General features: G+C 70.8%; 22 protein-coding genes. 18 read left to right on the top strand and 4 right to left on the bottom strand.

Annotated features, from left to right (window positions below):
* The first annotated feature begins 152 nt into the window (after positions 1-152).
* The 3 genes from L6E12_RS10850 to L6E12_RS10840 all read left to right on the top strand — a co-directional run bounded on the left by L6E12_RS10850 (position 153) and on the right by L6E12_RS10840 (position 3574).
* Positions 153-1235, top strand: a complete 1083-nt coding sequence (locus L6E12_RS10850) for a diiron oxygenase (RefSeq protein WP_236227750.1) — start codon at positions 153-155, stop codon at positions 1233-1235.
* A 50-nt stretch (positions 1236-1285) separates the two neighbouring features.
* Positions 1286-2764 carry a DHA2 family efflux MFS transporter permease subunit gene (locus L6E12_RS10845; RefSeq protein ID WP_236227749.1) on the top strand — a complete coding sequence of 493 codons (1479 nt, stop codon included), beginning with the start codon at positions 1286-1288 and terminating at the stop codon, positions 2762-2764.
* A 78-nt stretch (positions 2765-2842) separates the two neighbouring features.
* The gene (locus L6E12_RS10840) at positions 2843-3574 is read left to right on the top strand and encodes an SDR family NAD(P)-dependent oxidoreductase (protein WP_236227748.1); all 732 of its coding nucleotides are present in this window, start codon (positions 2843-2845) and stop codon (positions 3572-3574) included.
* A gap of 80 nt (positions 3575-3654) precedes the next feature.
* Here the strand turns inward: L6E12_RS10840 and L6E12_RS10835 are convergent, their stop codons facing one another.
* Entirely contained in the window at positions 3655-4125 is a 471-nt protein-coding gene (locus tag L6E12_RS10835; RefSeq protein ID WP_236227747.1) for a thioesterase family protein, read from the bottom strand.
* 181 nt (positions 4126-4306) lie between these two features.
* Here L6E12_RS10835 and L6E12_RS10830 point away from each other — a divergent pair, with 181 nt between their 5' ends.
* Positions 4307-5218, top strand: a complete 912-nt coding sequence (locus L6E12_RS10830) for a proline iminopeptidase-family hydrolase (RefSeq protein WP_236227746.1) — start codon at positions 4307-4309, stop codon at positions 5216-5218.
* Between the two features lie 483 nt (positions 5219-5701).
* Here L6E12_RS10830 and L6E12_RS35065 read toward each other — a convergent pair whose 3' ends face one another.
* Positions 5702-6217 carry a CGNR zinc finger domain-containing protein gene (locus L6E12_RS35065; protein WP_035290503.1) on the bottom strand — a complete coding sequence of 172 codons (516 nt, stop codon included), beginning with the start codon at positions 6215-6217 and terminating at the stop codon, positions 5702-5704.
* A 62-nt stretch (positions 6218-6279) separates the two neighbouring features.
* Between L6E12_RS35065 and L6E12_RS10815 the strand changes: the two genes are divergently transcribed.
* The 6 genes from L6E12_RS10815 (at position 6280) to L6E12_RS10790 (ending at position 12583) form a co-directional block, all read left to right on the top strand.
* On the top strand, positions 6280-7581 hold the full coding sequence (locus tag L6E12_RS10815; RefSeq protein WP_236227745.1) for an MATE family efflux transporter: 1302 nt from the start codon (positions 6280-6282) through the stop codon (positions 7579-7581).
* A gap of 108 nt (positions 7582-7689) precedes the next feature.
* A complete protein-coding gene (locus L6E12_RS10810) occupies positions 7690-9087 on the top strand; it encodes a nitrate/nitrite transporter (RefSeq protein ID WP_236227744.1) in 1398 nt (465 codons plus the stop codon).
* A gap of 934 nt (positions 9088-10021) precedes the next feature.
* On the top strand, positions 10022-10723 hold the full coding sequence (locus tag L6E12_RS10805) for a Crp/Fnr family transcriptional regulator (protein WP_236227743.1): 702 nt from the start codon (positions 10022-10024) through the stop codon (positions 10721-10723).
* A gap of 47 nt (positions 10724-10770) precedes the next feature.
* Positions 10771-11604 carry a hypothetical protein gene (locus L6E12_RS10800; RefSeq protein ID WP_236227742.1) on the top strand — a complete coding sequence of 278 codons (834 nt, stop codon included), beginning with the start codon at positions 10771-10773 and terminating at the stop codon, positions 11602-11604.
* A gap of 92 nt (positions 11605-11696) precedes the next feature.
* The gene (locus L6E12_RS10795; RefSeq protein ID WP_236227741.1) at positions 11697-11909 is read left to right on the top strand and encodes a hypothetical protein; all 213 of its coding nucleotides are present in this window, start codon (positions 11697-11699) and stop codon (positions 11907-11909) included.
* Entirely contained in the window at positions 11906-12583 is a 678-nt protein-coding gene (locus tag L6E12_RS10790; RefSeq protein ID WP_236227740.1) for a hypothetical protein, read from the top strand. The genes L6E12_RS10795 and L6E12_RS10790 overlap by 4 nt, the downstream gene beginning before the upstream one ends.
* A 113-nt stretch (positions 12584-12696) precedes the next feature.
* Here L6E12_RS10790 and L6E12_RS10785 read toward each other — a convergent pair whose 3' ends face one another.
* Together L6E12_RS10785 and L6E12_RS10780 are read right to left on the bottom strand one after the other, a co-directional pair.
* Entirely contained in the window at positions 12697-13386 is a 690-nt protein-coding gene (locus L6E12_RS10785; RefSeq protein ID WP_236227739.1) for a Crp/Fnr family transcriptional regulator, read from the bottom strand.
* A 73-nt stretch (positions 13387-13459) separates the two neighbouring features.
* Positions 13460-14776, bottom strand: a complete 1317-nt coding sequence (locus L6E12_RS10780; RefSeq protein WP_236227738.1) for a hypothetical protein — start codon at positions 14774-14776, stop codon at positions 13460-13462.
* A gap of 1209 nt (positions 14777-15985) precedes the next feature.
* Here L6E12_RS10780 and truB point away from each other — a divergent pair.
* The 8 genes from truB (at position 15986) to dapB (ending at position 24069) form a co-directional block, all read left to right on the top strand.
* Positions 15986-16888: a tRNA pseudouridine(55) synthase TruB gene (gene truB / locus L6E12_RS10775; protein ID WP_308074648.1), complete on the top strand. Its 903-nt coding sequence runs from the start codon at positions 15986-15988 to the stop codon at positions 16886-16888.
* A 42-nt stretch (positions 16889-16930) separates the two neighbouring features.
* The gene (locus tag L6E12_RS10770; protein ID WP_236227737.1) at positions 16931-17875 is read left to right on the top strand and encodes a bifunctional riboflavin kinase/FAD synthetase; all 945 of its coding nucleotides are present in this window, start codon (positions 16931-16933) and stop codon (positions 17873-17875) included.
* 100 nt (positions 17876-17975) lie between these two features.
* The gene (locus tag L6E12_RS10765; RefSeq protein ID WP_236227736.1) at positions 17976-18446 is read left to right on the top strand and encodes an XRE family transcriptional regulator; all 471 of its coding nucleotides are present in this window, start codon (positions 17976-17978) and stop codon (positions 18444-18446) included.
* Positions 18443-18946 carry a 2'-5' RNA ligase family protein gene (locus tag L6E12_RS10760; protein ID WP_236227735.1) on the top strand — a complete coding sequence of 168 codons (504 nt, stop codon included), beginning with the start codon at positions 18443-18445 and terminating at the stop codon, positions 18944-18946. The genes L6E12_RS10765 and L6E12_RS10760 overlap by 4 nt, the downstream gene beginning before the upstream one ends.
* Before the next feature lie 129 nt (positions 18947-19075).
* The gene (rpsO, locus tag L6E12_RS10755; protein WP_035290513.1) at positions 19076-19345 is read left to right on the top strand and encodes a 30S ribosomal protein S15; all 270 of its coding nucleotides are present in this window, start codon (positions 19076-19078) and stop codon (positions 19343-19345) included.
* A 293-nt stretch (positions 19346-19638) separates the two neighbouring features.
* Positions 19639-21888, top strand: a complete 2250-nt coding sequence (locus L6E12_RS10750; RefSeq protein WP_236227734.1) for a polyribonucleotide nucleotidyltransferase — start codon at positions 19639-19641, stop codon at positions 21886-21888.
* Positions 21889-21950: 62 nt separating this feature from the next.
* Positions 21951-23288 carry a pitrilysin family protein gene (locus L6E12_RS10745; RefSeq protein ID WP_236227776.1) on the top strand — a complete coding sequence of 446 codons (1338 nt, stop codon included), beginning with the start codon at positions 21951-21953 and terminating at the stop codon, positions 23286-23288.
* Positions 23289-23292: 4 nt separating this feature from the next.
* On the top strand, positions 23293-24069 hold the full coding sequence (gene dapB, locus L6E12_RS10740) for a 4-hydroxy-tetrahydrodipicolinate reductase (RefSeq protein ID WP_236227733.1): 777 nt from the start codon (positions 23293-23295) through the stop codon (positions 24067-24069).
* Positions 24070-24093 lie beyond the last annotated feature (24 nt).

Below are 24093 nucleotides of genomic sequence, written 5' to 3'. Positions count from 1 at the left end.
GGGAAAACAAGCCCGGGAGCGCACACCCCTGGGGGACCCCAGGGTTATCCCCACTGCCTCCAGGGGGGCGCCTCGCACAGACTTGCCCCGGTAGAGCCCGGTGCCCGGTGACGTGGCAGACCACGGGCCGCGACCCATCCCTGGAGGAATCCGTGAGCACCCGGATGTACGCGTTACCCGTCGACCAGACCCAGTGGCAGATCCCCGGCGGCGGCACCACGGTCTTCGACTGGGAGTACGACGAGGGCCGCGACCGCCTGCTCAGCCTGTACGAGAAGGGCAAGCAGAAGCAGTGGGACGCGGCCGAGCGGCTCGACTGGTCGATCGAGGTCGACTGCAACAACCCCATGGGCGTGCCCGAGCAGACCATCGCCATCTACGGCTCCCGGGTGTGGGACTCCCTGGGCGACAAGGACAAGGGGATGGTCCGCCACCACCTGGCGGCCTGGCAGTTCTCCCAGTTCCTGCACGGTGAGCAGGGCGCGCTGATCTGCTCGTCGAAGATCGTGCACACCGTCCCCGGCCTGGACGCGAAGTTCTACGCGGCCACCCAGGTGATGGACGAGGCCCGGCACATGGAGGTCTACTCGCGCTACCTGCGGGAGAAGCTCCAGCTCGCCTACCCGATCAACCCCAGCCTCAAGGCGCTGCTCAACGACGTCATCTCCGACTCCCGGTGGGACATGACCTACCTGGGCATGCAGGTGCTGATCGAGGGCCTGGCGCTGGCCGCGTTCGGCCTGATCCGCGACAACGCCTCCGAGCCGCTGGCGCAGGCGCTCAACACCTACGTCATGCAGGACGAGGCCCGGCACGTGGCGTTCGGGCGGCTGACCCTGCGCGAGTACTACCCGCAGCTCACCCAGGCCGAGCGCGACGAGCGCGAGGAGTTCTGCATCGAGGCCTGCTACCAGATGCAGGAGCGGTTCGTCGGCGAGGAGGTCTGGCGCAACCTCGACATCGACGCCGACGAGTGCATCGACTACATGCGCGGCTCCCAGCACTTCAAGGCGTTCCGCAGCCACCTGTTCTCCCGCATCGTCCCGACCCTCAACGACCTCGGCCTGTTCGGCGACAAGATGCGCCACGCGTTCGCCGAGATGGGGATCATCGGCTACGAGCACCACGACCTCGACGCGCTGATCGCCCAGGACGAGCAGATCGCGGGCGACCTCGACCTGGCCCGCATCCAGCAGGTCGACAAGGTCATCGACTACGCCGCCACCGACGAGTGAGCGCGACCACCACTTCGCGCCGCCGGGCGCCGGTAACCAGGAGTTGAAGGATGGCTGAGGCAACCACGAGCGCGGGCCGCACCCGCGCGATCCTGCTGACCGCGTCGGGGGGTGCGTTCCTGTCGATGCTCGACTCGACCGTGGCCAACCTCGCGGTCCCCGACCTGCAACGCGCGTTCCCCACCGTCTCGGTCAGTTCGCTGTCGTGGGTGATCAGCGCCTACGCGGTCATGTTCGCCGCGCTGCTGGCCCCCTCCGGCCGCCTCGCCGACGTGCTGGGCCGCCGCGCCCTGTTCGCGGGCGGGGTCGGCCTGTTCACCGTCGCCTCGCTGGCCTGCGCGGTGGCGCCGAACCTGCCGTTCCTCATCGTCGCCCGGCTCGTGCAGGGCGCGGGCGCGGCGGCGATGATCCCGGCGTCGCTGACGATCCTGCTGCTCGACGGCCCGGCGGACAAGCGGGCGCAGTCGATCGGCCTGTGGAGCGCGGCGTCCGCGCTGGCCGCGGCCGTCGGCCCGACCGTCGGCGGGGTGCTGGTCGACCTGTTCGGCTGGCGCTCGGTGTTCTACATCAACCTGCCGTTCGGCGTCCTGCTGGTGGTCGCCACCCTGCGGCTGCTCGCGCCGCAGGACAAGAGCAGCCGCGGCGCGCTGCCCGACCCGCTGGGCACGCTGCTGCTGGCCCTGGGCGTCGGCGCCCTCACCATGGGCGTCACCGAGGGCGGCACCTGGGGCTGGACCGACGCCAAGACCCTGGCCTGCCTGGTGGGCGGCGTGCTCCTGCTCGCCTTCGTGGTCCTGCGCTCCCGCTCGCACCCGGTCCCGGCGCTGGAGACCACGCTGTGGGCCAACAAGACCTTCGTCGCCACCAACGCGACCTCGCTGTTCTACGGCATGGCGCAGTACCCGTGGCTGCTCGTCGGCGTGCTCTACATCATCGACCTGTGGCAGTACTCGCCGCTGCAGGCGGGCCTGGCGATGACGCCGGGCGCGATCGTCGCCTCGATCGCCGCGCTGCGGATGGGCAAGGTCGCCCCGAAGATCGGCGGCCCGCGCACGGTCACCCTGCTGGGCCTCGGCGCGTTCCTCGCCTGCGGCATCTGGTTCAGCTTCGGCCTGCCCGACAGCTCGGCCTTCCTCACGCTGTGGCTGCCGGGTGGCTTCCTGGTCGGCTTCGCCATGGGTTCGGCGACGCTGGGCACCTCGCAGTCGGCGGCGATGTCGGCCCCGCCGACCCGGTTCGCCTCCTCCAGCGGCCTCAACACCACCGCCCGCCAGTTCGGCGGCGCGCTGGGCATCGCGATGTGCGCGGTGATCCTCCAGTCGAAGTCCGCCGCGGACGGCTCCCTGGGCGTCGACGCGTACTCGACGGTCTACCTGGCGTGCACCGTGCTGGTGGCGATCTCGTTCCTGATCGCGCTGTTCTGGCTGCGCTTCCCGCCGCCCGCCGCTCCCGCCGCGACCCCGGCGACGCCCGCCGCGGCGCCGAAGGCGGATTCGGCCGAGGCCAAGGAACCCGCCGCCGCGGAGTGAACCGCCGCTGCGGGATGATCACCCCGCAGCACGACCACCCCGCAGCCAGTCCGAGAACGATCGACCCGGAGTGAACCGATGACCGACACCGCCCCCGCCAAGGTCGCCCTGGTGACCGGCGCCAACAAGGGCCTCGGCCACGAGACCGCGCGCCAGCTCGCCGCACTGGGCCACACGGTGCTCCTCACCGCCCGCGACCCCGCCCTGGGCGAGGCCGCGGCGGCGGGGATCGACGGCGACGTCCGGTTCCTCCGGCTCGACGTCACCGACGCCGACAGCGTCCGCGCCGTCGGCGAGCACGTGGCCGAGCAGCACGGCGGCCTGGACCTGCTGGTCAACAACGCCGGGGTCACCGGCATCCCGCGCGGCACGGCCCGCACCCTCGACGAGCTGACGGTCGAGGACCTCACCTCGGTGCTGGACACCAACTTCACCGGGGTGTTCGCGGTGACGCAGGCGCTGCTCCCGGCGCTGCGCAAGGCGTCCGGGCGGGTGATCAACGTGACCAGCTCGCTGGCCACCTTCGAGCGGGTGGCCACCGGCGCCGCCCAGCGCCCGGACCTGCTGCCGTACTGCGCGTCCAAGGCGGCGATGAACATGGCGTCGGTGTTCTACGCCAGTGCCCTGGCCGAGTCCGGGGTGACCGTGTACGCGGTCTCACCCGGGTTCGTCGCCACGGACCTGAACAACTTCACCGGCCCCAAGTCGGTCGAGGAGGGGGCGGCGGTGATCGTCCGGTACGCCACGGCCGACGCCGCCACCCTGCCCGACCGCCGGTTCCTCACCGAGACGGGCACGATCCCCTGGTGAGACAGGGGCAGACGGGTCAGCGGCACTGACGACACCGCCCGGGTGCGACCACTGGTCGCACCCGGGCGGTTGTCGCCGTGTCAGGCGGAGGTCTCCTGCGGCTTGGCGAGCGCGTCGAGCACCGCGCGGGCCTCGTCGGTCCACGGCGTCGGGCGGTGCGTGGCCTGGTCCAGTCTGATGTGGACCCGCCGCCCCTCGGCGTGCACGGTCGCGCCGTCGTCGGAGAGGACCCGGAACCCGTAGGTGGCGCTGGACTGCCCCACCTTCTCCACCCACAGGTGCACCCCGATCGGGTTGGTGCCGCGGATCGGCGCCCGGTAGGAAATCGAGAACTCCGCCACCACGACCACCACGTCCGGCTTGCTGTAGACGCCGTTGACGAAGTCGAACCCCTGCCGGGTCCAGTGCCCGGTCAGCGCCCGCTCGACCAGCACCGGGTACCGGGTGTTGTGCACCATCCCCATCAGGTCCAGGTCGTCGAAGTGCGTCCACAGCGGTTCGACGTGCCCGTACTCGACGGCGGTCGCCGGGGTCTGTGCGGGAGCGGCCATGACGGTCCTTCCTCGGGGGGAATCGCCGCCGGGGATCCGTTCCCCGGCAACGGTCTCCGGTCCTGTGCCCGGAACTCAGCGCACACGGGATGCTACCAGCCGAAACGGCCGTTCAGGCCGTCAGCGAGCGGTCAGCCCCGGGGACTTGCATGGCGGCACAGCGACGACAGCGAGGGGTGACATGAGCACCGCCGAGACCCGCACCACCGCGGAGGGAACCCTGCACAGGCAGGGCTTGCGGACCTGGTACCGCGTCGTGGGAACCCCCGCCCCCGGCCGCGCCCCCGTCGTCGTCTGCCACGGCGGCCCCGGCATGACCCACGACTACCTGCTGTCGCTGGCCGCCCTGGACCGCGTGTGCGTCTTCTACGACCAGTTCGGCAGCGGCCGCTCCGGCCGCCTCCCCGGTGCGCCGGAGGTGTTCTGGCGGCCGGAACTGTTCCTCGACGAACTCACCGCCCTGGTGTCGCACCTGGGGTTCGGGTCCGGGTACCACGTCCTGGGGCACTCCTGGGGTGGGATGCTGGCCCTGGAGCACGCGGTCGCCCGCCCGGCGGGCCTGCTGTCGGTGGTCGCGGTCGGCGCGTTCGCCTCGGCCCGGCAGTACATCGACGAGGTGGGTGGGCTGGTGCGGAACCTCCCGGCGGAGGTCCGGGCGGCGATCGAGCAGCACGAGGCGGCGGGGACCACGGGGTCGCCGGACTACAAGCGGGCTGTCCGTGCCTTCTACCGGGAGCACGTGTGCCGGGCCAAGCCGGTCCCGGATGAGGTCATGGCGACGCTCGTGGCCCTGGGGGAGGATTCGGCGGTCTACAACGCGATGATGGGGCCCAGTGAGTTCAGCCTGACCGGCTCGTTGCGGGACTGGGACATCCGTCCTCGCCTGCCTCGGATCGTTGCGCCGGTCCTGCTCGCCTCCGGTCGGTACGACGAGGTCACCCCGCGTGCCGTCGCACCTCTGCACGACGGGATTCCCGGGGCCCGGTGGGAGGTTTTCGAGAACTCCAGCCACATGGCGCACGTCGAGGAGCCCGACCGCTTCCGCGCGGTCGTCGACGCCTTCTTCTCCCAGCACGACCCTGGGTCCGGCTGATCCCTTCGGCTGGGTTTTCTGTCCATAGTGGAATCTGTTTGGTCGTGCCGTTGGTTTACAAGCCCGGGATTTTCGGGGCGTGCCCGGATGGGTGGATCCGCTTGGGCGGGGCCCCTACGCCGATCATGCGCCCAGTGTGACCGAGTGGGGCGAAAAGATGCCCCACAGCCCAGGCAGGCTTGCACATGATCGGCACCCCCACCCAAGCACATCCACCCACCCGGGCATTTCCGTAGCCGGGCCGCCGGTTGCGGGGGTGGCTGGTTTTCGCTGCGCCTGGTGGGGTTCCGGGTGATTGGTTAGCAGGCCTGCGGTTGATGGGGTGATTGCCTGCTGCGCATGGTGGGGTGCGAGGTGGGTGGCCGCTGCGCTGATGGGTTTGGCGTGGCTGGTGGCCGGGCCGCCGATTTCTGGGATGGCTGGTGGCCGGGGCTGCGGTTTGTCGGGTGGCTGGTTGTTCGTTGCGCGCGGTGGGGTGCGGGGTCAGGAATCCTGTTGGCGGGAGCGGAAAGCTGCCACGTGCACCCGGTTCGCGCACCGCGCCGAGCAGAAGCGCTTGGCCCGGTTCGTCGACAGGTCCAGGAAGTAGTTGCCGCAGTCCGCCGCGTCGCACGCGCCCCAGCGCTCGGTTTCGTGGCGGACCACGCCCTGGGCCACCCCCCAGGCGGCGGCTGCCGCGACCTCCGTGGCCGGGGGCGCGTCCGGTGAGGCCACGTGGATGTGCCAGTCACCGCTGTGGCCGGACAGGCGGGGCTGCGGTGGGTGCTCGGTCAGGAGCCGGTTCACCCCGGCCAGCACGGCGTCCCCGTCGCCGCGCACGACCGCGCCCAGGACCTCCCGCAGGGCGCCCCGGGTCTCGCGCAGTGCCACCAGGTCGGACTGGCCGCAGCGCTCCGACCACCACGGCTCGTCGTGCAGTGCCGCGCGGAGGCCGGTCAGGCCGTCGAGGTCGGCATTGGCGAGGCGCAGCGCCACGTCCAAGTAAGCAGCGTTGTCCATGACCGGTCCTTACGGCTAGTGTCAGGGGTGCATACCTCTTTCGCACCTTACTAGGAGTGTCCATGCGGGACCACACGACGGGACGGCGGGTGCTCGCGCTCGCGCTCCCCGCGCTGCCCGTGCTCGCCGCCGAGCCGCTCTACCTGCTCGTGGACACCGCCGTGGTCGGTCACCTCGGGGCGGTCCAACTCGGCGCCCTGGGCATCGGCGCGATCGTGCTGGCACAGTTGTCGACCCAGTTGACCTTCCTGTCCTACGGCACCACCGCCCGCACCGCCCGGCTGCACGGGGCCGGGCGGCGCGCGGAGGCGGTGGCCGAGGGGGTGCAGGCGACCTGGCTGGCCCTGGCCCTCGGGGTGCTCCTGCTCGGTGCCGGGCAGTTGCTGGCGGCCCCGGTCGCACGTGCGCTGGCGGGGGAGGGGGCGCTGGCGGACGCCGCCGTGTCGTGGCTGCGGATCGCGCTGTTCGGCGTGCCGATGATCCTGGTGTCGCTCGCCGGGAACGGGTGGATGCGCGGCGTGCAGGACACCCGGACGCCGCTGCGACTCGTGCTCACCGGCAACGCCGTGTCCGCCGCGCTCTGCCCGGCGCTGGTCTACGCCGCGGGCTGGGGGCTGGAGGGGTCGGCCGCCGCGAACGTGGCGGGCCAGGTGCTCGGCGGCGGGCTGTTCCTGCGGGCGCTGCGCCGCGAGCGGGTGCCGCTGCGGCCCCGGTTCCCGGTCATGCGCGCGCAGTTGGTGCTCGGCCGCGACCTGCTGGTGCGCAGCCTGGCCTTCCAGGCGTGCTTCGTCTCCGCCGCCGCGGTCGCCGCGCGCACGTCCGTGGGCGCGGTCGGGGCGCACCAGGTGGTGCTGCAACTGTGGACGTTCCTGTCGCTGGTGCTCGACTCGCTGGCCATCGCCGCGCAGGCGCTGGTGGGGGCGGCGCTCGGGGCGGGGGACGCGGGCCGGGCGCGCGAGCTGGCCCGCCGCCTCGCCGGGTACGGGCTCGCCTTCGGCATCGGTCTGGGGATCGTGTTCGGGCTGCTCGCCGGGGTGCTGCCGCGGGCGTTCACCGGCGACCCGGCCGTGCTCGCCGAGATCCCGCACGCCTGGTGGTTCTTCGTCGCCCTGCAACCGGTCGCCGGGGTGGTGTTCGCCCTCGACGGCGTGCTGCTGGGCGCGGGTGACGCGGCGTTCCTGCGCACGGCGACGCTGTTGTCGGCCGTGGTCGGGTTCCTGCCGCTGGTGTGGCTGTCGTTCGCGCTGGGCTGGGGGCTGGCCGGGATCTGGACCGGGCTGAGCGCGTTCATGCTGGTCCGGCTGGTCACGATCCTGCTGCGCACCCGGTCCGGGCGGTGGGCGGTCGTCGGGGTGGTCCGCTGATCCCACGGGTGTGCGCAACAGCACCGATTAGCGACGCTAATAGTTGCGTCTGCTCCGCGGTTCGTGCGGCACCATGGACACCGACCACGAGGGAAGGGGCGGACACCCATGTCATCGGCGCTCGCGTCCGACGCGGAGACCGCGGGCAGGCGGGGCGCCCTGCTCATCTGGGTCACGGCCGCGGCGGTCTACCTGATGGCCGTCTTCCACCGCACCTCCCTCGGGGTCGCGGGCCTGGAGGCCGCGGAGCGCTTCCACATCGGCTCCGCCGCCCTGGGCACCTTCACCGTGCTCCAGATCGGCGTCTACGCCGCCATGCAGATCCCCACCGGCCTGCTCGTCGACCGCTTCGGCCCGCGCCGCGTGCTGACCGCCGCCGCCCTGTTCATGGGCCTGGGCCAGTTGCTGTTCGCCTTCGCCGCGAGCTTCCCGCTCGCCCTCACCGCCCGCGCCGTCCTCGGCCTGGGCGACGCCATGACCTTCGTCAGCGTCCTGCGGGTCGTCGCCGCGCACTACCCGCCGCGCCGCTACGCCACCCTCGCCGCCATCACCGCGACCTTCGGCTCCTTCGGCAACCTCGTCGCCACCGTCCCGCTGACCCTGCTGCTCGACAGCGCGGGCTGGACGACCACCTTCGCCATCGCGGGCGGCCTCACCTTCTGCTACTCCCTCGCCGTCGCCCTCCGCGTCCGCGACACCCCGCGCGGCACCCCGGTGCAGCCCGCCCCCGCCATCGCCCTGCGCCAGGTCGCGGGCCACGTCCGGGCCGCCTGGGTGGTCCCCGGCACCCGACTGGGCTTCTGGGTCCACTTCACCACCATGTTCACCCCGGCCGCGCTGGGCCTGCTGTGGGGCTTCCCGTACCTGGTGCAGGCCCAGGGGATGTCCGACGCGCAGGCCGGGTCGGTGCTGAGCCTGCTGGTGGTCGTCGGCATGGTCCTGGGCCCGTTCATCGGCGAGACCACCGGCCGCCGCCCCATCCTGCGCCTGCCGATCGTCTGGGCGTTCCTCACCGGCGCGATCGTCGTCTGGGCGGTCCTGCTGGGCTGGCCCGGCGGCGTGGTGCCCGGACCGGTCGTGGTCGCCGCCATCGGCTTCCTGTCCCTGGGCTCACCGGTCAGCAGCATCGCCTTCGCCCTCGCCCGCGACTACAACCCCATCGCCAGGGTCGGCACCGCCACCGGCGTGGTCAACGTCGGCGGCTTCTGCGCCATCACCACCACCTCCCTGGCCGTCGGCGTCCTCCTGGGCGGCAACACCGCCGACGCGGGCCCGGCGGACTTCCGGGTCGCCTTCCTCGCCATCGCCGCCCTCCTCCTGCTCGGCACCTGGCGCACCTGGGTCTGGTGGCGCCGGGCCCGCGCCGCCGTCCTCACCGCCACCGAACGCGGCGAAGCCGTCCCGGTCCGCATCCGCCGCCGGGCCTGGGACATCCCCACCCTCGCCGCAGGCGAGGCCCAACCTGAACCGGTCACCCCGGCAGGCTCAGGTGGGCGTGGGGTCTGAACCGAGACTGAACCGGTACAGCCCGCTGAACTCGTCCAGTTCGCCCGGGGGCATCACCTCGCGCAACTCGGCGGCTCGGTTGAGCGCAGCCTGTGTTCCACCCGTCCGATTCAGAGCCCGACCGGACGCGCCACCCCCTGACCCCACCGGCGAGAACATCGCCACCCGGTTGCCGACCACCCCGAAAACCGCGCCCCGGCTGCGAACAGCCAACCCGAGCCCCAGTGGCTCGGTGAGGTCGCCGGTGATCCGGGCATGTCGCGGGCGACGGTGTCGAAGTGGCGCTCGCGGTTTCTGGCCGACCGGTTGGGCGGGTTGTCCGACGGGCCGCGTCCACCTCGGCCGCTTCGGTGGCGGCCGCCCCGGATACCGCGGCATCCTTCGTCGATGCGACACCAATGGCCCGATCGGTGTTTTCCTCGCGCCGCCGCTCGGGCGCCGTTTATCGAATTCATACCGTTTCATCCAGTTCTGCACCAAGGGGCGTCTCGTAACTGACTCGGGGTTCTTGCCGAGGATGCTGTGTTCAGTCGGTGAGGACGGTGTCATGCAGGTTGGCGATGCCGGACGCAGTGTCGCCGAGGGGTGCCGGCGGCAGACCGGTAGCCGCGCAGGATGGCGAACAACTTCATGCTCGCAGTTGGTCAAGCCCCCGGCGTGCGACGACCAGAAGTGGAAACGGACGCGCCGGAGGTGTTCCGTCGGCATCGGGTCATACCCGCCCACCTCACAACCACGCTGACCCTCCCGCCCGGTGAGCCCGACCGCCAGGGACCGGGTTCACCGGCGTCCAGGCGTCCGCCTTGTCCTGTCTCTGTCCAGATGTTGTCAGTCGGTGATCACTGGACTCCTGGGTTGATCGACCTTTTAATCGGGGAGCGCCACCTCACTCCACATCCAGAGGCCCTCTCTGTGCGGGCGGAGAGGGACACCCGTGAGCAATCTGAGCTCGGTCACCAGTGAGCACCGACGCCGCAGTTTCTGGGTTCGGCTGTCGGAGGTCGAACGGTCGGCCGTCGTCCAGCGGGCCACTGTCGAGAAGTACGCGAAGGGCGCGACCCTCATGTCAGCGGGCGAGGTCGGCGACACGGCCGCGGTAATCCACCGCGGTCAGGTGCGCGTCGTCGGTGCGGGCGGGCGGGCGGGGCTGGCCAACCGGTTCGCGGGCGATATCGTCGGTGAGCAGGCGATGCTCGACGGGCAGGTCCGGTCCGCGACGGTCCTCGCGGATTCACCGGTGCAGGCTCTGGTGCTGCCCAACACGGCCTTGTCCGGTCTGATCGAATTGCACCCCGGTGTCCTGCGGGTGTTGTGCGCCGTGCTCTCCGAGCGCTTGTGTGAATCCGACCGAGTGTTGGGCAACCAGTTGGACAACGCGCTGACGAAGGTTGTCGACTTCCTTGTGCGCACGCTCGACGACTCACGCGAACGGGGCGACCGATGGGTCTCGATCAACATCAAGTCGCAGGCCGAACTCGCCACCAGGCTGGCCGTGTCCCGGGCTTCGGTCGTCCGTGCGCTCAGCGCGCTCCGCCGCGACGGGTGCATCACGACCGGCCGGCGCGGTGTCGTGGTCGTGGTGGACCCGGATGCGCTCCGCGCCGGTAACAAAAGGGTCCGGGAGTGCCGCACGTGAGGCAGTGATCGGACGGCGCCCGACGCATCCGGTGGTCCACTGTCGCCATGCGGAACAGCCAGGAGAACAGCGACGACGCGGACGACCCGATACCACCGTGGCTTCCCGACGCGACAGGGGACGGGGCGGTCGCCGACCCCTTCCCCGCCTTGATCATCACCCTCGACGTGAGGTCGTTCAGCAGCTTGACCAACCCGCAGGCGTTCGCCGTGCGCAGGCAGTTGTACGACCTGGTCATATCGGCTTTCCGCGCTGGTGGCGTCGACTGGGACGTATGCGAGCACGAGGACCGGGGCGACGGGATCCTGATCGTCGTCCCGCCCGGTATCCCCAAGCCGAGGGTCCTCGGCCCGGTACTGACGGAACTCCTCCGGGGCGTGCGCGAAGCGGATGCGGGCGTCCCCGGGTGGACGTGGGGTTTGCGCGTCTGCGCCCATGCGGGCGAGGTCCACCGGGACGCCAACGGTTTCGTGGGCTCGGACGTCAACCTCGCCTTCCGGCTCCTCGACGCCCCGGTGCTGAAAGCGGCACTGGGGAACGGCGCGGGGCGGGCGGCCGTGGTGGTCTCCGAGCAGTTGCACGAGAGCACTGTTCGCCACCGGTACCCCGGGATGGCGGACCGCACCTTCCGGCGGGTGGCTGTGTCCGTGAAGGAGACCGACGTCCATGCCTGGCTGCACGTCCCGGGTGGGGAGGCACAGCAGGGAACGACATCGCCACGACCGGAACCCGCCCTAACCGGGCCGGAAACCACCGCCGGGCACAGCATCATCGCCGGACGTGACATCACCGCGACCGACGGGATCATCGCGGGCGGAAACGTGGACATCGACAGCGCACCCCGCCGCACTCGGTGGCGTGGGCGAAAGGAGACACGGTGAGAATTCTCCCTATCATCGCAGGAGCGGCACTCGTCCTGAGCTCGGTCAGCGGGTGCGATGCGTTCACCGACAAACGCGAAGTGGGTGAGTGTGTGCACACGACGGTCGGCCTCCGAGGGACCAACATCACCAGCGCCGACTGCGCGGACTCGTCCTTCGAGCAGTCCCTGAAGGACCCGCTCTACCGAATCACCGAGGTGCTGGACATCGATGGCCACTGCTCGGAGAACGGTTCCTACGGGATCGAGCTTCGCCACGAGCCGGACGACGCGGTGTACTGCCTGGACGTGGTGGCGGCCTCATGACCACCATGGACGTCACGGCATCGGCAGGTCTCGCCGTTGACCTCGTCCACCGGATGCTCACGGACACCTGTCGTGCGGACGAGGTCCAGAAGGCGAGTGCGCTCCATTCCCTCATGGTCAAGAACCTGAGCGGTTCGGGACGGTCCGAGGTGTTGCGGGCTTTCCACACCGACTTGGCCTCGGTCGTCAAACGCAGGCACCTCGTGGACGCCGTCGCCGACAACCTGCGCGCCGATCTCGGCTTTCGGGCCGCTGTGTCCGTGTACCTGCCCCCCGGCAATTCGAACACCATCAAGGCGGGCGGCTCGATCAGCGCCAGCGGACAGGGGATCGTGGCGGGAGGCGACGTCAGGTCCACCAACAACAGCCACAACGTCGACACGAGCAAGAGGAACTACGGCGGCATACCCGTGGCGGCAGTGGCTGTGGTCGCCTTGTGCCTCGTCGGCACGGGGGTCGTCATCAGCGTGGCTTCCGGCCCCGGCCTCGACGCCGACTCGACCTGCTCCGAGTTCCTCGCGGCCGATTCCGATACACAGGTCGCGGTCCTCAAGAAGGTGTACCTCGCCGCGGGCAAGCCCGACCGGGCAGGCGACCCCTTCATCCTGCAGAACGGCGTCTACACCTGCGGGTTGGCGCCCAATACGACCTTGGGTCGGCTGGCGTCGCGGTGACGGCGCCCGCATGTCGGCAACCGATTCGGTGCGGGAGGATCCCGCACCGAATCGGTTGCCGTACGGAAGAGCGCTGACGCGAAAGCCATCGAGTTCCGGGGCGCGCGCCTGGTTCAGGGGACGGTGATCGCCCGTAGCTCGTCCGGTCGGTGGATGGTCACCACGCCGCGGTTCGTCGAGATGATCCCGCTGTCCCGCAAGCGCTTGAGCGCGCGGACCACTGATTCCCTGGACACGCCGAGGAGATCGCCGAAGGCCTCTTGGGAGCCGATGCTGATGCGCGCCCCCTGCCCACCGACGCGGGAGTGTTCCTCCGCCTGGCTGAGGAGCATTTGCGCCACCCTGGTGAACGCGTCGGCCTGCTGGCCGACCAGATTGCGATCTGATTCCCGGAGTCGCTCGGAGACGACGGTGCACAACACCCGCAGGATGCGTGGGCTGTGGGTGAGCAGGGCGTCGAAGTCGCTGCCGCCGATGATCAGGGCATGCACCTGGGTGTCGGCCTGCACGCTCGCCGATCGTTCTCCGTCGTTGAGCAGCGCCTGCTCCCCGATGATGTCGCCTGCCCACCGCTGTGCGATGGTCCGCGACCGGTCGACGGCCAACACGTTGACACGCCCGCGTTGAAGCACGGCCGCCCAACGCCCGATGTCGGTGGCCTGGATCAGAATGTCACCTCTGGCGTAGCTGCGCCGCCTGCCCACGCCGATCAGTGCGACGCGCTCGGCATCGGTCAACCTGCGCCAGAAGCTGCCGATTCGATGGTCGCGGGTGACCGCAGCGGCCGGGGGGATGGCATCCACGCGCTTTACCCCAATCCTAGACCAGCAAGGCGTATGGTGTATCGCCGCGCCGGGCGGAGCCGTAACAGTGCGGTCAGAATCTCTTGAGGGTGTACAAAGCGGTTCCGTTGGCGTCGTAGACGGTGGCCTGGTCGGTGGAGTTGAACCGGACTCGGTAGCTCGACTGGTTGGGCCGCTGCGTCACGCGGAGCGTATACCTGCCCTCGGCGTCCGGCTGGTTGGAGATCACGCAGGTCATCGGGCCGCCGATGTCCAGCGGTTGTCCGTTGGCGTAGAAGAACCCCTCGCATGGACCGCCGTTGCCGGTGAAGGACTTCAGGCCTTGGTCATCGGAGGAAGTCCACTGGCCCAGGATGATGCTGGGGTCACGGAGACCGCCTGCCTGGGCATTTCCGCCACCCGGCGCCGCCGCCGTCGTGGTGCCGGGTGCTGTGGTCGTCGTCGAGGACGCGGCGGGCGCCGGTTCGGTGTGTCCCGACGCGGTTGTACTGGCCCGGGATCGCGCGTCCGCCAGGTGCGTCACGCCATACCCGCCACCGCCGAGCAGCAGGACGGCCAACAGGGTGACCAGAAACGGGTGCGCGGCAGTGAACTTCCTGACCTTCTGGACGAACGTCGCATTCTCGATCTTCGTCAGGTCCCGCCCGGCGTTGTCACCGTGCACCACTTGGTCGCCGCCGACGAAGGACCCCGCCACGTTCACGCCCGACCCGACCGGGTGCGGGTCCCGACGCTGCACGACGGCGGGCTCGCGGCTCGCGACCGTCCGCGCGGTCGCGTCGTCGCCGGGGATGGATAGCCACGCCGTCGCGGTCGTCTCCTTCGCTCGCACTACGGTGCGCTGGTGGGAGTCGGGGCTGATCGCGCCGTAGCCGTGCCTGATGATTCCCTGGTAAAGAACGTCGGAGACCAATATGACGCACCTGCGGCGGGTTGCCCGCGCGGCCTCGCGGAGGGCATCGGAGTCCAACAGCCTGAAGACGTGGTTGACGTCCGAGCCGACGTACCCCCGGCCGTCATCCTTGATCTCGCCCGCGTGCACCGCGACCCGCGCTCGGAGCAACCACCCGGATTGCAGCGCGGGAGTGTTCGCGATCCCGTTGGCGAACGACGTCAGCACCGAGTCCAAGAGCAGCACCTTCGACACCTCGACGGGGACGATGACCATCACCCCGTCGCCCCGGTCTTCGTGGTGGCAGAGACCCCACTCGACTCCTGAACCTGTGAAGGCGTTCTCCAACAGTTCGTACATCTGCGTCCTGGCGGCGACCTTCTCCGGGTCGACCAGGGTGCTGGACGAAACCAGGTCCACGGCGAGAATGGTCGCCGGGAATGGGTACTCGCTCACGTCGCCGCCCTTCACTCCGAGGCGTGGCTGGTGCACCCCCATCGAGACGATGCAACACCCGTCGGCCTGCGCCGCGCCAACTGCTGTGCGTCACGTGACGCACTCGGGCCCTCCTGTGCCCCCTCGGTGCGACTCGAACGCACATCGGGCGGATCTTGAGTCGCCGGTGTTTTGAGTTGCGCGAGGGTGCGTTCGACGGGCAGGCGGGCGGCGTCGAAGCTGGGTCCACGGGTGGTTCCGAGGCGGGCGATGTGCGGTGTGATGCCGTGGGCGCCGATGTTCTCGGCGGCGATCAGGTGGTTGACGTCGACTGTCAGAACGATTCCTCGACGGCGGTGATCCCCGTCGAGCTGCCCAGCCTCAGCGCGTGGGTGCTGCCCTTGTTCGAGGAGTCGGTGGGCTCGACGCAGTGTGGGCACCCCGTTCGGTGTCCTCCGAGCGCCCGGTGTCGTAGAGGCCAGGTGTTGGCCGGTGGCTGTGGTGGCGACTCGCTGCCCCCGATGTTCCTTGTCATGGTCGTGAAATGACCGAGTCCTTTTCACCCTGTGGTCTAGTATTCCTGACAGTATTTTGAAGCCTCTGTCGAGCAGGACATCTCCGTCGATTCCTCTGCTGTCAGGGGCATCGTCATGCGCGTGACGCCACACATTTCAGATGGGTCGCCAGGGTGGAGACACCCGTGGACGGCAATTCCGTGAGTGACGGTCCGGAGCGGAACTCCGTTGAGTCCGCGGAGATCGCTCTGACTATTCGACCGGTCGGAAAGCCGGGGCCGGGAGTTCCACTGCTTCGACGCGGACGGGCAGCGTCCCGCCGAGTTGGCCGTGACGCTGGAGTGGGGTGGCTCCGTGGTCGACGTCGTCGTCCGGGGCAATGAGCACCGGACCGTCCGCGCCGACGACCACGACCCGCTGCGCCCGCAGTTGATCACCCTTCGGTACGCCGACAGGGTGTGTCGCACCCTGCGGGCGGTGCAGGCTTTTGTTCCCCGCGCCTGGCGGACGCACCGCTTCGACCCGCGCCGTCGACTGCGGCATCCGAGCCGGTCCGCGACAGTGCTCGGCAGATGACCTACCTCCTGCTCGATTCCACGGGCCCCTGGGTGTCGCTTGATCCGCGACTCCGCTTGGCGCCTGCCGCTCATCCGAGGCCACGACCGGGCACCCCGGCGAAATCCCGGATTCCCAGTCGACCCACCCGAGCAGCACCGCGAAGTCCCGGCCTCGACCCCACGGCCTAGGATTGCCGCTCGTGCCCAGCCAGAAAGCCCCGCGCCCCACCGTCCCCCCCGGCCTCGTCGTCGTCGACAAGGCCCCCGGTATGACCTCCCACGACGTCGTCGCCAGGGTGCGCCGGATCGTGGGCACGCGGAAGGTCGGGCACGCCGGGACCCTCGACCCGATGGCGACCGGCATCCTGGTGCTCGGCGTCGAGCGGGCCACCAAGCTCCTGGGGCACCTGGCCCTCGACCGCAAGGTCTACCTGGCGACCATCCGCCTGGGCCAGGCCACCACCACCGACGACGCCGAGGGGGAGCCCACCACCGGCGCCGACCCCGGCGGCGTGACCGACGAGGCCATCGCCGCGGGGATCGCCGAGTTGACCGGCGAGATCATGCAGGTGCCCAGTTCGGTCAGCGCCGTCAAGATCGACGGCAAGCGCGCCTACGCCAGGGTCCGCGCGGGGGAGGACGTGGAGATCCCCGCCCGGCCGGTGACCGTGTTCCGGTTCGACCTGCTCGGCACCACCCGCACCGACACCTCCCTCGACCTCGACGTGATGGTCGACTGCTCCTCCGGGACCTACGTGCGCGCGCTGGCCCGCGACCTCGGTGCCGCCCTCGGGGTCGGCGGGCACCTCGCGGCGCTGCGGCGCACCCGCGTCGGCCCCTTCGACCTGCGGGTCTGCCGGACGCTGGAGCAGTTGGAGCAGGACCCGGCGCTGTCGCTGGACATGGACGCGGCCGTGGCGACCGCCTTCCCGCGCCGCGACCTCGACCGGGTGGAAGCCCAGGCCCTCGCGCACGGCAAGCGGTTGCCCGCGGCCGGGATCGACGGCACCTACGGGATCTTCGACCCCGCCGGGAAGGCCGTGGCGCTCGGTGTGGACGAGGGGCGGTCGGCCAGGGCGCTGGTCGTGCTGAACGTGCCGTGACCCACCGCCCGGGCGGCGGCGAACCGTATTAGGGTTGTCCGCGTGCAGCGTTGGCGCGGGCTCGCGGACCTCCCCGGTGGCTGGGGTCGCTGTGTGGCGACCATCGGCGTGTTCGACGGCGTCCACCTCGGACACCAGGCCCTGATCGGGCGGGCGGTGACCCTCGCCGCGGAGCGCGACCTGCCCAGCGTGGTCGTCACCTTCGACCCGCACCCGGCGGAGGTCGTGCGCCCCGGCAGCCACCCGGCCCAGCTGACCACCCTGCGCCGCAAGGCCGAGCTGGTCGAGGGCCTCGGCGTGGACGTGTTCTGCGTGCTGCCGTTCACCCCGGAGCTGTCGAAGCTGCCCGCCGACGAGTTCGTGCACGAGATGCTGGTGGAGCGGCTGCACGTCTCGGCCGTGGTGGTGGGGGAGAACTTCACCTTCGGCAACCGCGCGCAGGGCACCGTGCAGATGCTGGCCACCCTCGGGCAGCGGTTCGGGTTCAGCACCGAGGGCGCCGCCCTGGTCACCGCGGAGAGCGCCGGTGGCCTCACCTTCTCCTCCACCTACATCCGCGCCTGCATCGACGCCGGGGACGTGCGGGCCGCCGCCGCGGCGCTGGGGCGCCCGCACCGGTTGGAGGGCATCGTCGTGCGCGGTGACGGCCGGGGGCACGAGCTGGGCTTCCCGACCGCGAACCTGTCGGTGCCGCGCTTCGCCGCCGTGCCCGCCGACGGGGTCTACGCCTGCCGGTTCACCCTGCTCAACGCCCCCGACCGGGCCCCGCTGGTGGCGGCGACCTCGGTGGGGACGAACCCGACGTTCTCCGGGCGGGAGCGGCGGGTGGAGGCGTTCGTGCTGGACGTGACCGAGGACTTCTACGGGCAGCGGGTGGCCGTCGACTTCGTCGAGCGGCTGCGCGGGATGGAGAAGTACCCCTCCTCCGAGGCGCTGGTCGAGCAGATGCACCTCGACGTGGCCGACACGCGCGCGCTCCTGGGCTGAGGACCTCCTGGTCGGTTCCGCCCCGGTTCCGCTCCTGGCCTGGCAAGATACCCCCCGCGAGGTTCGCGCACGGGGCGGGAGCATCAGGGGAGAGGCGCAGGTGGAGGACCACAAAATCGTCCAACGCAACATCGCCCTGCAGCGGGAGTGGTACGGGGAGCCGCTCGGCGACCGGGTGCGCAGGCTGGTGGTGGCGTTCGACGTGTCCCAGGCCAACCTCGCCGACGTCCTGGGCATCAGCGCGCCGATGCTGAGCCAGGTGATGAGCGGTCGCCGGGCCAAGATCGGCAACCCGGCGGTGCTGGCCAGGCTGATCATGCTGGAGCGCAAGGTGCTGACCCCCGAGGTGGCCTCCGGCAGGCGCGAGGCGCTGCAACGGGCGCTGGAGGACGTGCGCAACTCGAAACCGTCGGTGACCAGGGACAACCTGCCGGTCGACATCGGCCGCAGCGCGATCATGGCGCTGCGCCGGATCGCCTCCCCGGACGACCTGACCGAGGCCGCCGGGATGCTCGACGACCGGTTCCCGGAGCTGGCCGACCTGCTGCGCCGGGCGGGCAAGCGGGCGTGACCCGGCTGTTCTCCGCGTTCCCCCTGCCCGACGCCATCGGCGACCACTTGGCCGCCCACCTGCGGGTCCGCCCGCCGCTGCGGGCCGTCTCGCGGGAGCAGTGGCACGTCACCGTCGGTTATTACGGTGCGGACGACCCCGAGGCCCGGCTACGCTCACTGCGCGACCGGGTCACCGGCCTGGCCGCACCCGAACTCCGGCTGAACGGTTCCGGGACCTTCAGCGCCGTGGCGCTGCTGGTGGTCGAGGACCGCACGCCGAACCTCGCCGCGATCGCCGAGGCCGCCGAGGCGTCCGCGGGCGGGCACCCCGAGTACTCCCCGCACGTCACCGTCGCCCGCTGGTCGCGGGAGGACGGCGGTGGGCCCGGAAAGGCGCTCGCCGCGGAACTGGCCGGTTACCGCGGCCCGTGGTGGACGCCGTCCGAGCTGGTGCTCTACGCCAGCGAGGGCGGTCGGTACACGCCCCTCGACCAGGTGCGACTGCGTGCCACCGGCTGAGCCTGTGAGCACCTGCTAACCTTGGTGATTGGGTCCGGCTGTGGTCCGTGGCGGCCGGTACCGACTCACCCGGGGGCGGGACGACCCGGTCCGGGCCGCACGGCACATCCAGAACCAGGAGATCCACGAGTGGCACTGACCACCGACCAGAAGAAGACGATCCTCACCGAGTACGGCGTGCACGACTCGGACACCGGATCGCCCGAGGCCCAGATCGCGCTGCTCACCAAGCGGATCAAGGACCTCACCGAGCACCTCAAGGAGCACAAGCACGACCACCACTCGCGTCGTGGTCTGCTGCTCCTGGTCGGCCGCCGCAGGCGGCTGCTCAACTACCTGACCAAGGTGGACATCGAGCGCTACCGGTCGCTGATCTCGCGGCTCGGCCTGCGCCGATAGCTCGACCCCGGGGGGAGGAACCGGTTTCGGTCCCTCCCCCCGGGTTGTTCACCCACCCGGGTGGACACTCGCACCGAAGACGAGAACAAAGACGACAAGGGCGAAGCACGCTGCGCGCCACGGGACCAGTTCGCCGGTCCTCGGTAGTGGTCTCCGGGACGGCCCCGGTACCCCGCGGAACAACTCCGCGCGGTGCCGAGGGGCCCGAGGACTTCGATCGAAGACCGGCCTCGTCCGAACCGCGACCCCGTGCTCGGGTGGTTTGCGCGCCCTTAGACGAGGAGTACCGCTACATGTCAGAAAACACCGTGCACGAGTCGACCGCTGTCATCGACAACGGCAAGTACGGCTCGCGCACCATCCGATTCGAGACCGGGCGCCTGGCCCGGCAGGCCGCGGGAAGCGTCGTGGCCTACCTCGACGAGGAGACCATGCTGCTCTCGGCGACCACCGCCTCGAAGCAGCCGAAGGAGCACTTCGACTTCTTCCCCCTGACGGTGGACGTCGAGGAGCGCATGTACTCGGTGGGCCGCATCCCCGGCGCGTTCTTCCGCCGCGAGGGCCGCCCGTCCACGGACGCGATCCTCACCTGCCGCCTGATCGACCGCCCGCTGCGCCCGTCCTTCGTGGACGGCCTGCGCAACGAGATCCAGGTCGTCATCACGGTCCAGTCGCTCAACCCGCAGGACCTCTACGACGTGGTCGCGATCAACGCCGCGTCCGCCTCCACCCAGCTCGCCGGGCTGCCCTTCTCGGGCCCCATCGGCGCCGTCCGGGTCGCCCTCGTCGAGGGCCAGTGGATCGCCTTCCCGACCCACGAGCAGCTCACCACCGCGGTGTTCGACATGGTCGTCGCCGGTCGCGTCGTCGCCGACGACGTCGCCATCATGATGGTCGAGGCCGAGGCCACCGAGAACGTCACCGACCTCATCGCCGCCGGTGCCCAGGCGCCGACCGAGGAGATCGTCGCCGCGGGCCTCGAGGCGTCGAAGCCGTTCATCAAGCTCCTCTGCGACGCGCAGGCCGAGCTGGCCTCGCACGCCGCCAAGGCCACCCGCGACTACCCCACGTACCCGGCCTACCAGCCGGACGCGCTGGAGGCCGTCACCGCCGCCGTCTCCGACGAGCTGGCGAAGGCGCTGACCATCGGCGACAAGCAGGAGCGCGAGTCCAAGCTCGACGAGATCAAGGCCGACACGCTGGTCAAGGTCGGCGCGGTCGAGGGCGGTGCCTTCGAGGGTCGCGAGAAGGAGATCGGCGCGGCGTTCCGCTCGCTGAACAAGAAGCTGGTCCGCCAGCGCATCCTGCGCGACAAGGTGCGCATCGACGGCCGCGGCCTGACCGACATCCGGTCGCTGTCGGCCGAGGTCGCGCTCATCCCGCGCGCGCACGGCTCGGCCCTGTTCGAGCGCGGCGAGACCCAGATCCTGGGTGTCACCACGCTGAACATGCTCCGCCTCGAGCAGCAGATCGACTCGCTGTCGCCGGAGACGCACAAGCGCTACATGCACCACTACAACTTCCCGCCGTTCTCCACCGGCGAGACCGGCCGCGTCGGCTCGCCCAAGCGGCGCGAGATCGGCCACGGCGCGCTCGCCGAGCGGGCCCTGGTGCCGGTGCTGCCCAAGCGCGACGAGTTCCCCTACGCGATCCGCCAGGTCTCCGAGGCGCTCAGCTCCAACGGCTCCACCTCGATGGGCTCGGTCTGCGCCTCGACCATGTCGCTGCTCAACGCCGGTGTGCCGCTCAAGGCGCCGGTCTCCGGCATCGCCATGGGCCTGGTCTCCGACGAGGTCGACGGCAAGACCGAGTACGTCGCGCTGACCGACATCCTCGGTGCCGAGGACGCCTTCGGCGACATGGACTTCAAGGTCGCGGGCACCAAGGAGTTCGTCACCGCGCTCCAGCTCGACACCAAGCTCGACGGCATCCCGTCGGACGTGCTCGCCCAGGCCCTCGGCCAGGCGCGCGACGCCCGCTACACCATCCTGGAGGTCATGGCCGAGGCCATCGACCGCCCGGACGAGATGAGCCCGTACTCCCCGCGGGTCACCTCGGTGAAGATCCCGGTCGACAAGATCGGCGAGGTCATCGGCCCGAAGGGCAAGATGATCAACTCCATCACCGAGCAGACCGGTGCCGACATCTCCATCGAGGACGACGGCACGATCTACGTCGGTGCCGCGGACGGTCCGTCCGCCGAGGCCGCGATCGACCTGATCAACGCCATCGCCAACCCGCAGTTGCCCAAGGTCGGCGAGCGGTTCCTGGGCACGGTCGTCAAGACCGCCGCCTTCGGCGCCTTCGTCTCCCTGCTCCCGGGCAAGGACGGCCTGATCCACATCTCCAAGCTGGGCGCGGGCAAGCGCGTCAACAAGGTGGAGGACGTCGTCAACGTGGGCGACAAGCTCCGCGTGGAGATCGCCGACATCGACCAGCGCGGCAAGATCAGCCTGGTCCTGGTCACCGAGGAAGCCGCGGCCCCGGCCGACGGCGACGCGCCGGTGACCGAGGACGCCACCTCCGAGGCGGCCAACGCCTAGTGGCAACCGGCTCCACCGCGACCGCGGGCGCTTCCGGCGCCCGCGGTCGCGGTACCTCCCGCATCTCCTCCCGCACCCCGGGGCACCTGCAGAAGCCGGGCAGCACCGTGGTGCTGGAGCGCTCCGCCGACGCCGAGGTACGCCGCACGCTGCTGCCCGGCGGCCTGCGGGTGATCACCGAGCGCGTGCCCGGCGTGCGCTCGGCCTCGGTCGGCATCTGGGTCGGCGTCGGTTCGCGCGACGAGGCCCCGCCCGTCGCCGGTGCCGCGCACTACCTGGAGCACCTGCTGTTCAAGGGCACGGCGAAGCGGTCCGCGGCGGCCATCGCCGAGGAGATCGATGCCGTGGGCGGTGAGCTGAACGCGTTCACCGCCAAGGAGCACACCTGCTACTACGCGCACGTCATCGACGAGGACCTGCCGCTGGCGCTGGACCTGGTGTCCGACGTGGTCTTCGACGCGATCTGCGCCGAGTCGGACGTGGAGACCGAGCGCGGGGTGGTCCTCGAAGAGATCGCCATGCGCGACGACGACCCCGAGGACCTGCTGCACGACGCGTTCTGCGAGGCCCTGATGCCGGGGCACGCGCTCGGCCGCCCGGTGCTGGGCTCCGAGGAGTCGATCACCGGCATGAGCCGCACCGCGCTCAACGGCTTCTACCGCCGCCGCTACACCATGCCGAAGATGGTCCTGGCCGTGGCGGGCAACGTCAGCCACCGCCAGGTGCTCGCCCTGGCGCGCAAGGCGCTCGGCGACCGCCTCACCGGCGACCGCGCCCCGGCCGCGCCCAGGGTGGGCCGCGCCCGCTTCGGCAGCGCGCCCGAACTGGTGCTGCACACCGACGACACCGAGCAGGCGCACATGATGCTCGGCGTCCGCGCCCTCGACCGGCACGACGAGCGCCGCTTCACCCTCAACGTGCTCAACGCCGCCCTGGGCGGTGGCATGAGCTCCCGGCTGTTCCAGGAGGTCCGCGAGCGCCGGGGCCTGGCCTACCAGGTGTACTCGTCGGTCGCCTCCTACGCCGACTCCGGGCACCTGTCGGTCTACACCGGCTGCCAGCCCGACCGCCTGGGCGAGGTCGCCGGGGTGGTCCGCGAGGTCCTCGCCGACGTCGCCGCGAACGGCCTGTCCGACGCCGAGGTGGCCCGCGGCAAGGGCCAGTTGCGCGGCGGTCTGGTGCTGGGCCTGGAGGACACCAGCTCCCGCATGTCGCGCATCGGCAAGGGCGAACTCGCCTACGCCGACTACCTGACGGTGGAGCAGACCCTGGAGCGCATCGCCGCCGTCACCGCCGAGGACGTCGCCGTCCTCGCCAAGGACCTGCTGACCCGCCCGCTCGCCGCGGCCGTGGTCGGCCCGTACGACCACATCGACGACGTCCCGGTCCGACTGAGGTGAACCAATGACGACCCCCACCCCCCGCTCCGCGGACAACCCCGTCCGCGTCGGCGTGCTCGGCGCCCGCGGCCGCATGGGCGCGGAGGTCGTCAGAGCCGTGGAAGCGGCCCCGGACCTGCGGGTCGTGGCCGCCGTCGACGCGGGCGACCCGCTGTCCGCGGTCGCCGACGCCGGTGCCGAGGTGGTCGTCGACTTCACCCACCCCGACGTCGTCATGGACAACCTGCGCTTCTGCCTCGACCACGACATCCACGCGGTCGTCGGCACCAGCGGCTTCGACGACGCCAAGGTCGCCACCCTGCGCGAGTGGCTGGAACCCAAGCCGGACCTGGGTGTCCTCCTCGCCCCCAACTTCGCCCTGGGCGCCGTGCTGTCGATGCGCTTCGCCCAGCTCGCGGCCAAGTACTACGACACGGTCGAGATCATCGAACTGCACCACAACCGCAAGGCCGATGCCCCCAGCGGCACCGCGGCCCACACCGCCCGCCTCGTCGCCGAAGCCCGCGCGGCAGCGGGTCTCACCGAGATCCCCGACGCCACCACCGCCGAGGTGGACGGCGCCCGGGGTGCCCTGGTCGACGACATCCGAGTCCACTCGGTCCGCCTGCGGGGCCTGGTCGCCCACCAGGAAGTCCTCTTCGGAGGGACCGGCGAGACCCTGACCATCCGCCACGACTCGCTGGACCGCACCAGCTTCATGCCGGGTGTGGTGCACGCCGTGCGGGCGATCCCGGACCGGCCCGGCCTGACCGTCGGCCTGGAAAACCTCCTGGACCTCTGACCGGCCCGACCAGCGGCGATCCGC

Source organism: Actinokineospora sp. PR83 (assembly GCF_021056305.1).
GTDB classification, from domain to species: Bacteria; Actinomycetota; Actinomycetes; order Mycobacteriales; family Pseudonocardiaceae; genus Actinokineospora; species Actinokineospora spheciospongiae.
The sequence above is the reverse complement of the archived record's forward strand: the minus strand, read 5'-3'. Positions and strand labels throughout refer to the sequence as shown.

Bases quoted from the DNA above. Each gene is read 5' to 3' on its own strand.
- L6E12_RS10835 (WP_236227747.1), bottom strand. From the start codon at position 4,125: ATGGCCGCTCCCGCACAGACCCCGGCGACCGCCGTCGAGTACGGGCAC.
- L6E12_RS10800 (WP_236227742.1), top strand. From the start codon at position 10,771: ATGCGGAACAGCCAGGAGAACAGCGACGACGCGGACGACCCGATACCA.
- L6E12_RS10750 (WP_236227734.1), top strand. From the start codon at position 19,639: ATGTCAGAAAACACCGTGCACGAGTCGACCGCTGTCATCGACAACGGC.
- L6E12_RS10840 (WP_236227748.1), top strand. From the start codon at position 2,843: ATGACCGACACCGCCCCCGCCAAGGTCGCCCTGGTGACCGGCGCCAAC.
- L6E12_RS10830 (WP_236227746.1), top strand. From the start codon at position 4,307: ATGAGCACCGCCGAGACCCGCACCACCGCGGAGGGAACCCTGCACAGG.
- L6E12_RS10780 (WP_236227738.1), bottom strand. From the start codon at position 14,776: ATGGGGGTGCACCAGCCACGCCTCGGAGTGAAGGGCGGCGACGTGAGC.
- L6E12_RS10815 (WP_236227745.1), top strand. From the start codon at position 6,280: ATGCGGGACCACACGACGGGACGGCGGGTGCTCGCGCTCGCGCTCCCC.
- L6E12_RS35065 (WP_035290503.1), bottom strand. From the start codon at position 6,217: ATGGACAACGCTGCTTACTTGGACGTGGCGCTGCGCCTCGCCAATGCC.
- L6E12_RS10810 (WP_236227744.1), top strand. From the start codon at position 7,690: ATGTCATCGGCGCTCGCGTCCGACGCGGAGACCGCGGGCAGGCGGGGC.
- L6E12_RS10845 (WP_236227749.1), top strand. From the start codon at position 1,286: ATGGCTGAGGCAACCACGAGCGCGGGCCGCACCCGCGCGATCCTGCTG.
- dapB (WP_236227733.1), top strand. From the start codon at position 23,293: ATGACGACCCCCACCCCCCGCTCCGCGGACAACCCCGTCCGCGTCGGC.
- L6E12_RS10790 (WP_236227740.1), top strand. From the start codon at position 11,906: ATGACCACCATGGACGTCACGGCATCGGCAGGTCTCGCCGTTGACCTC.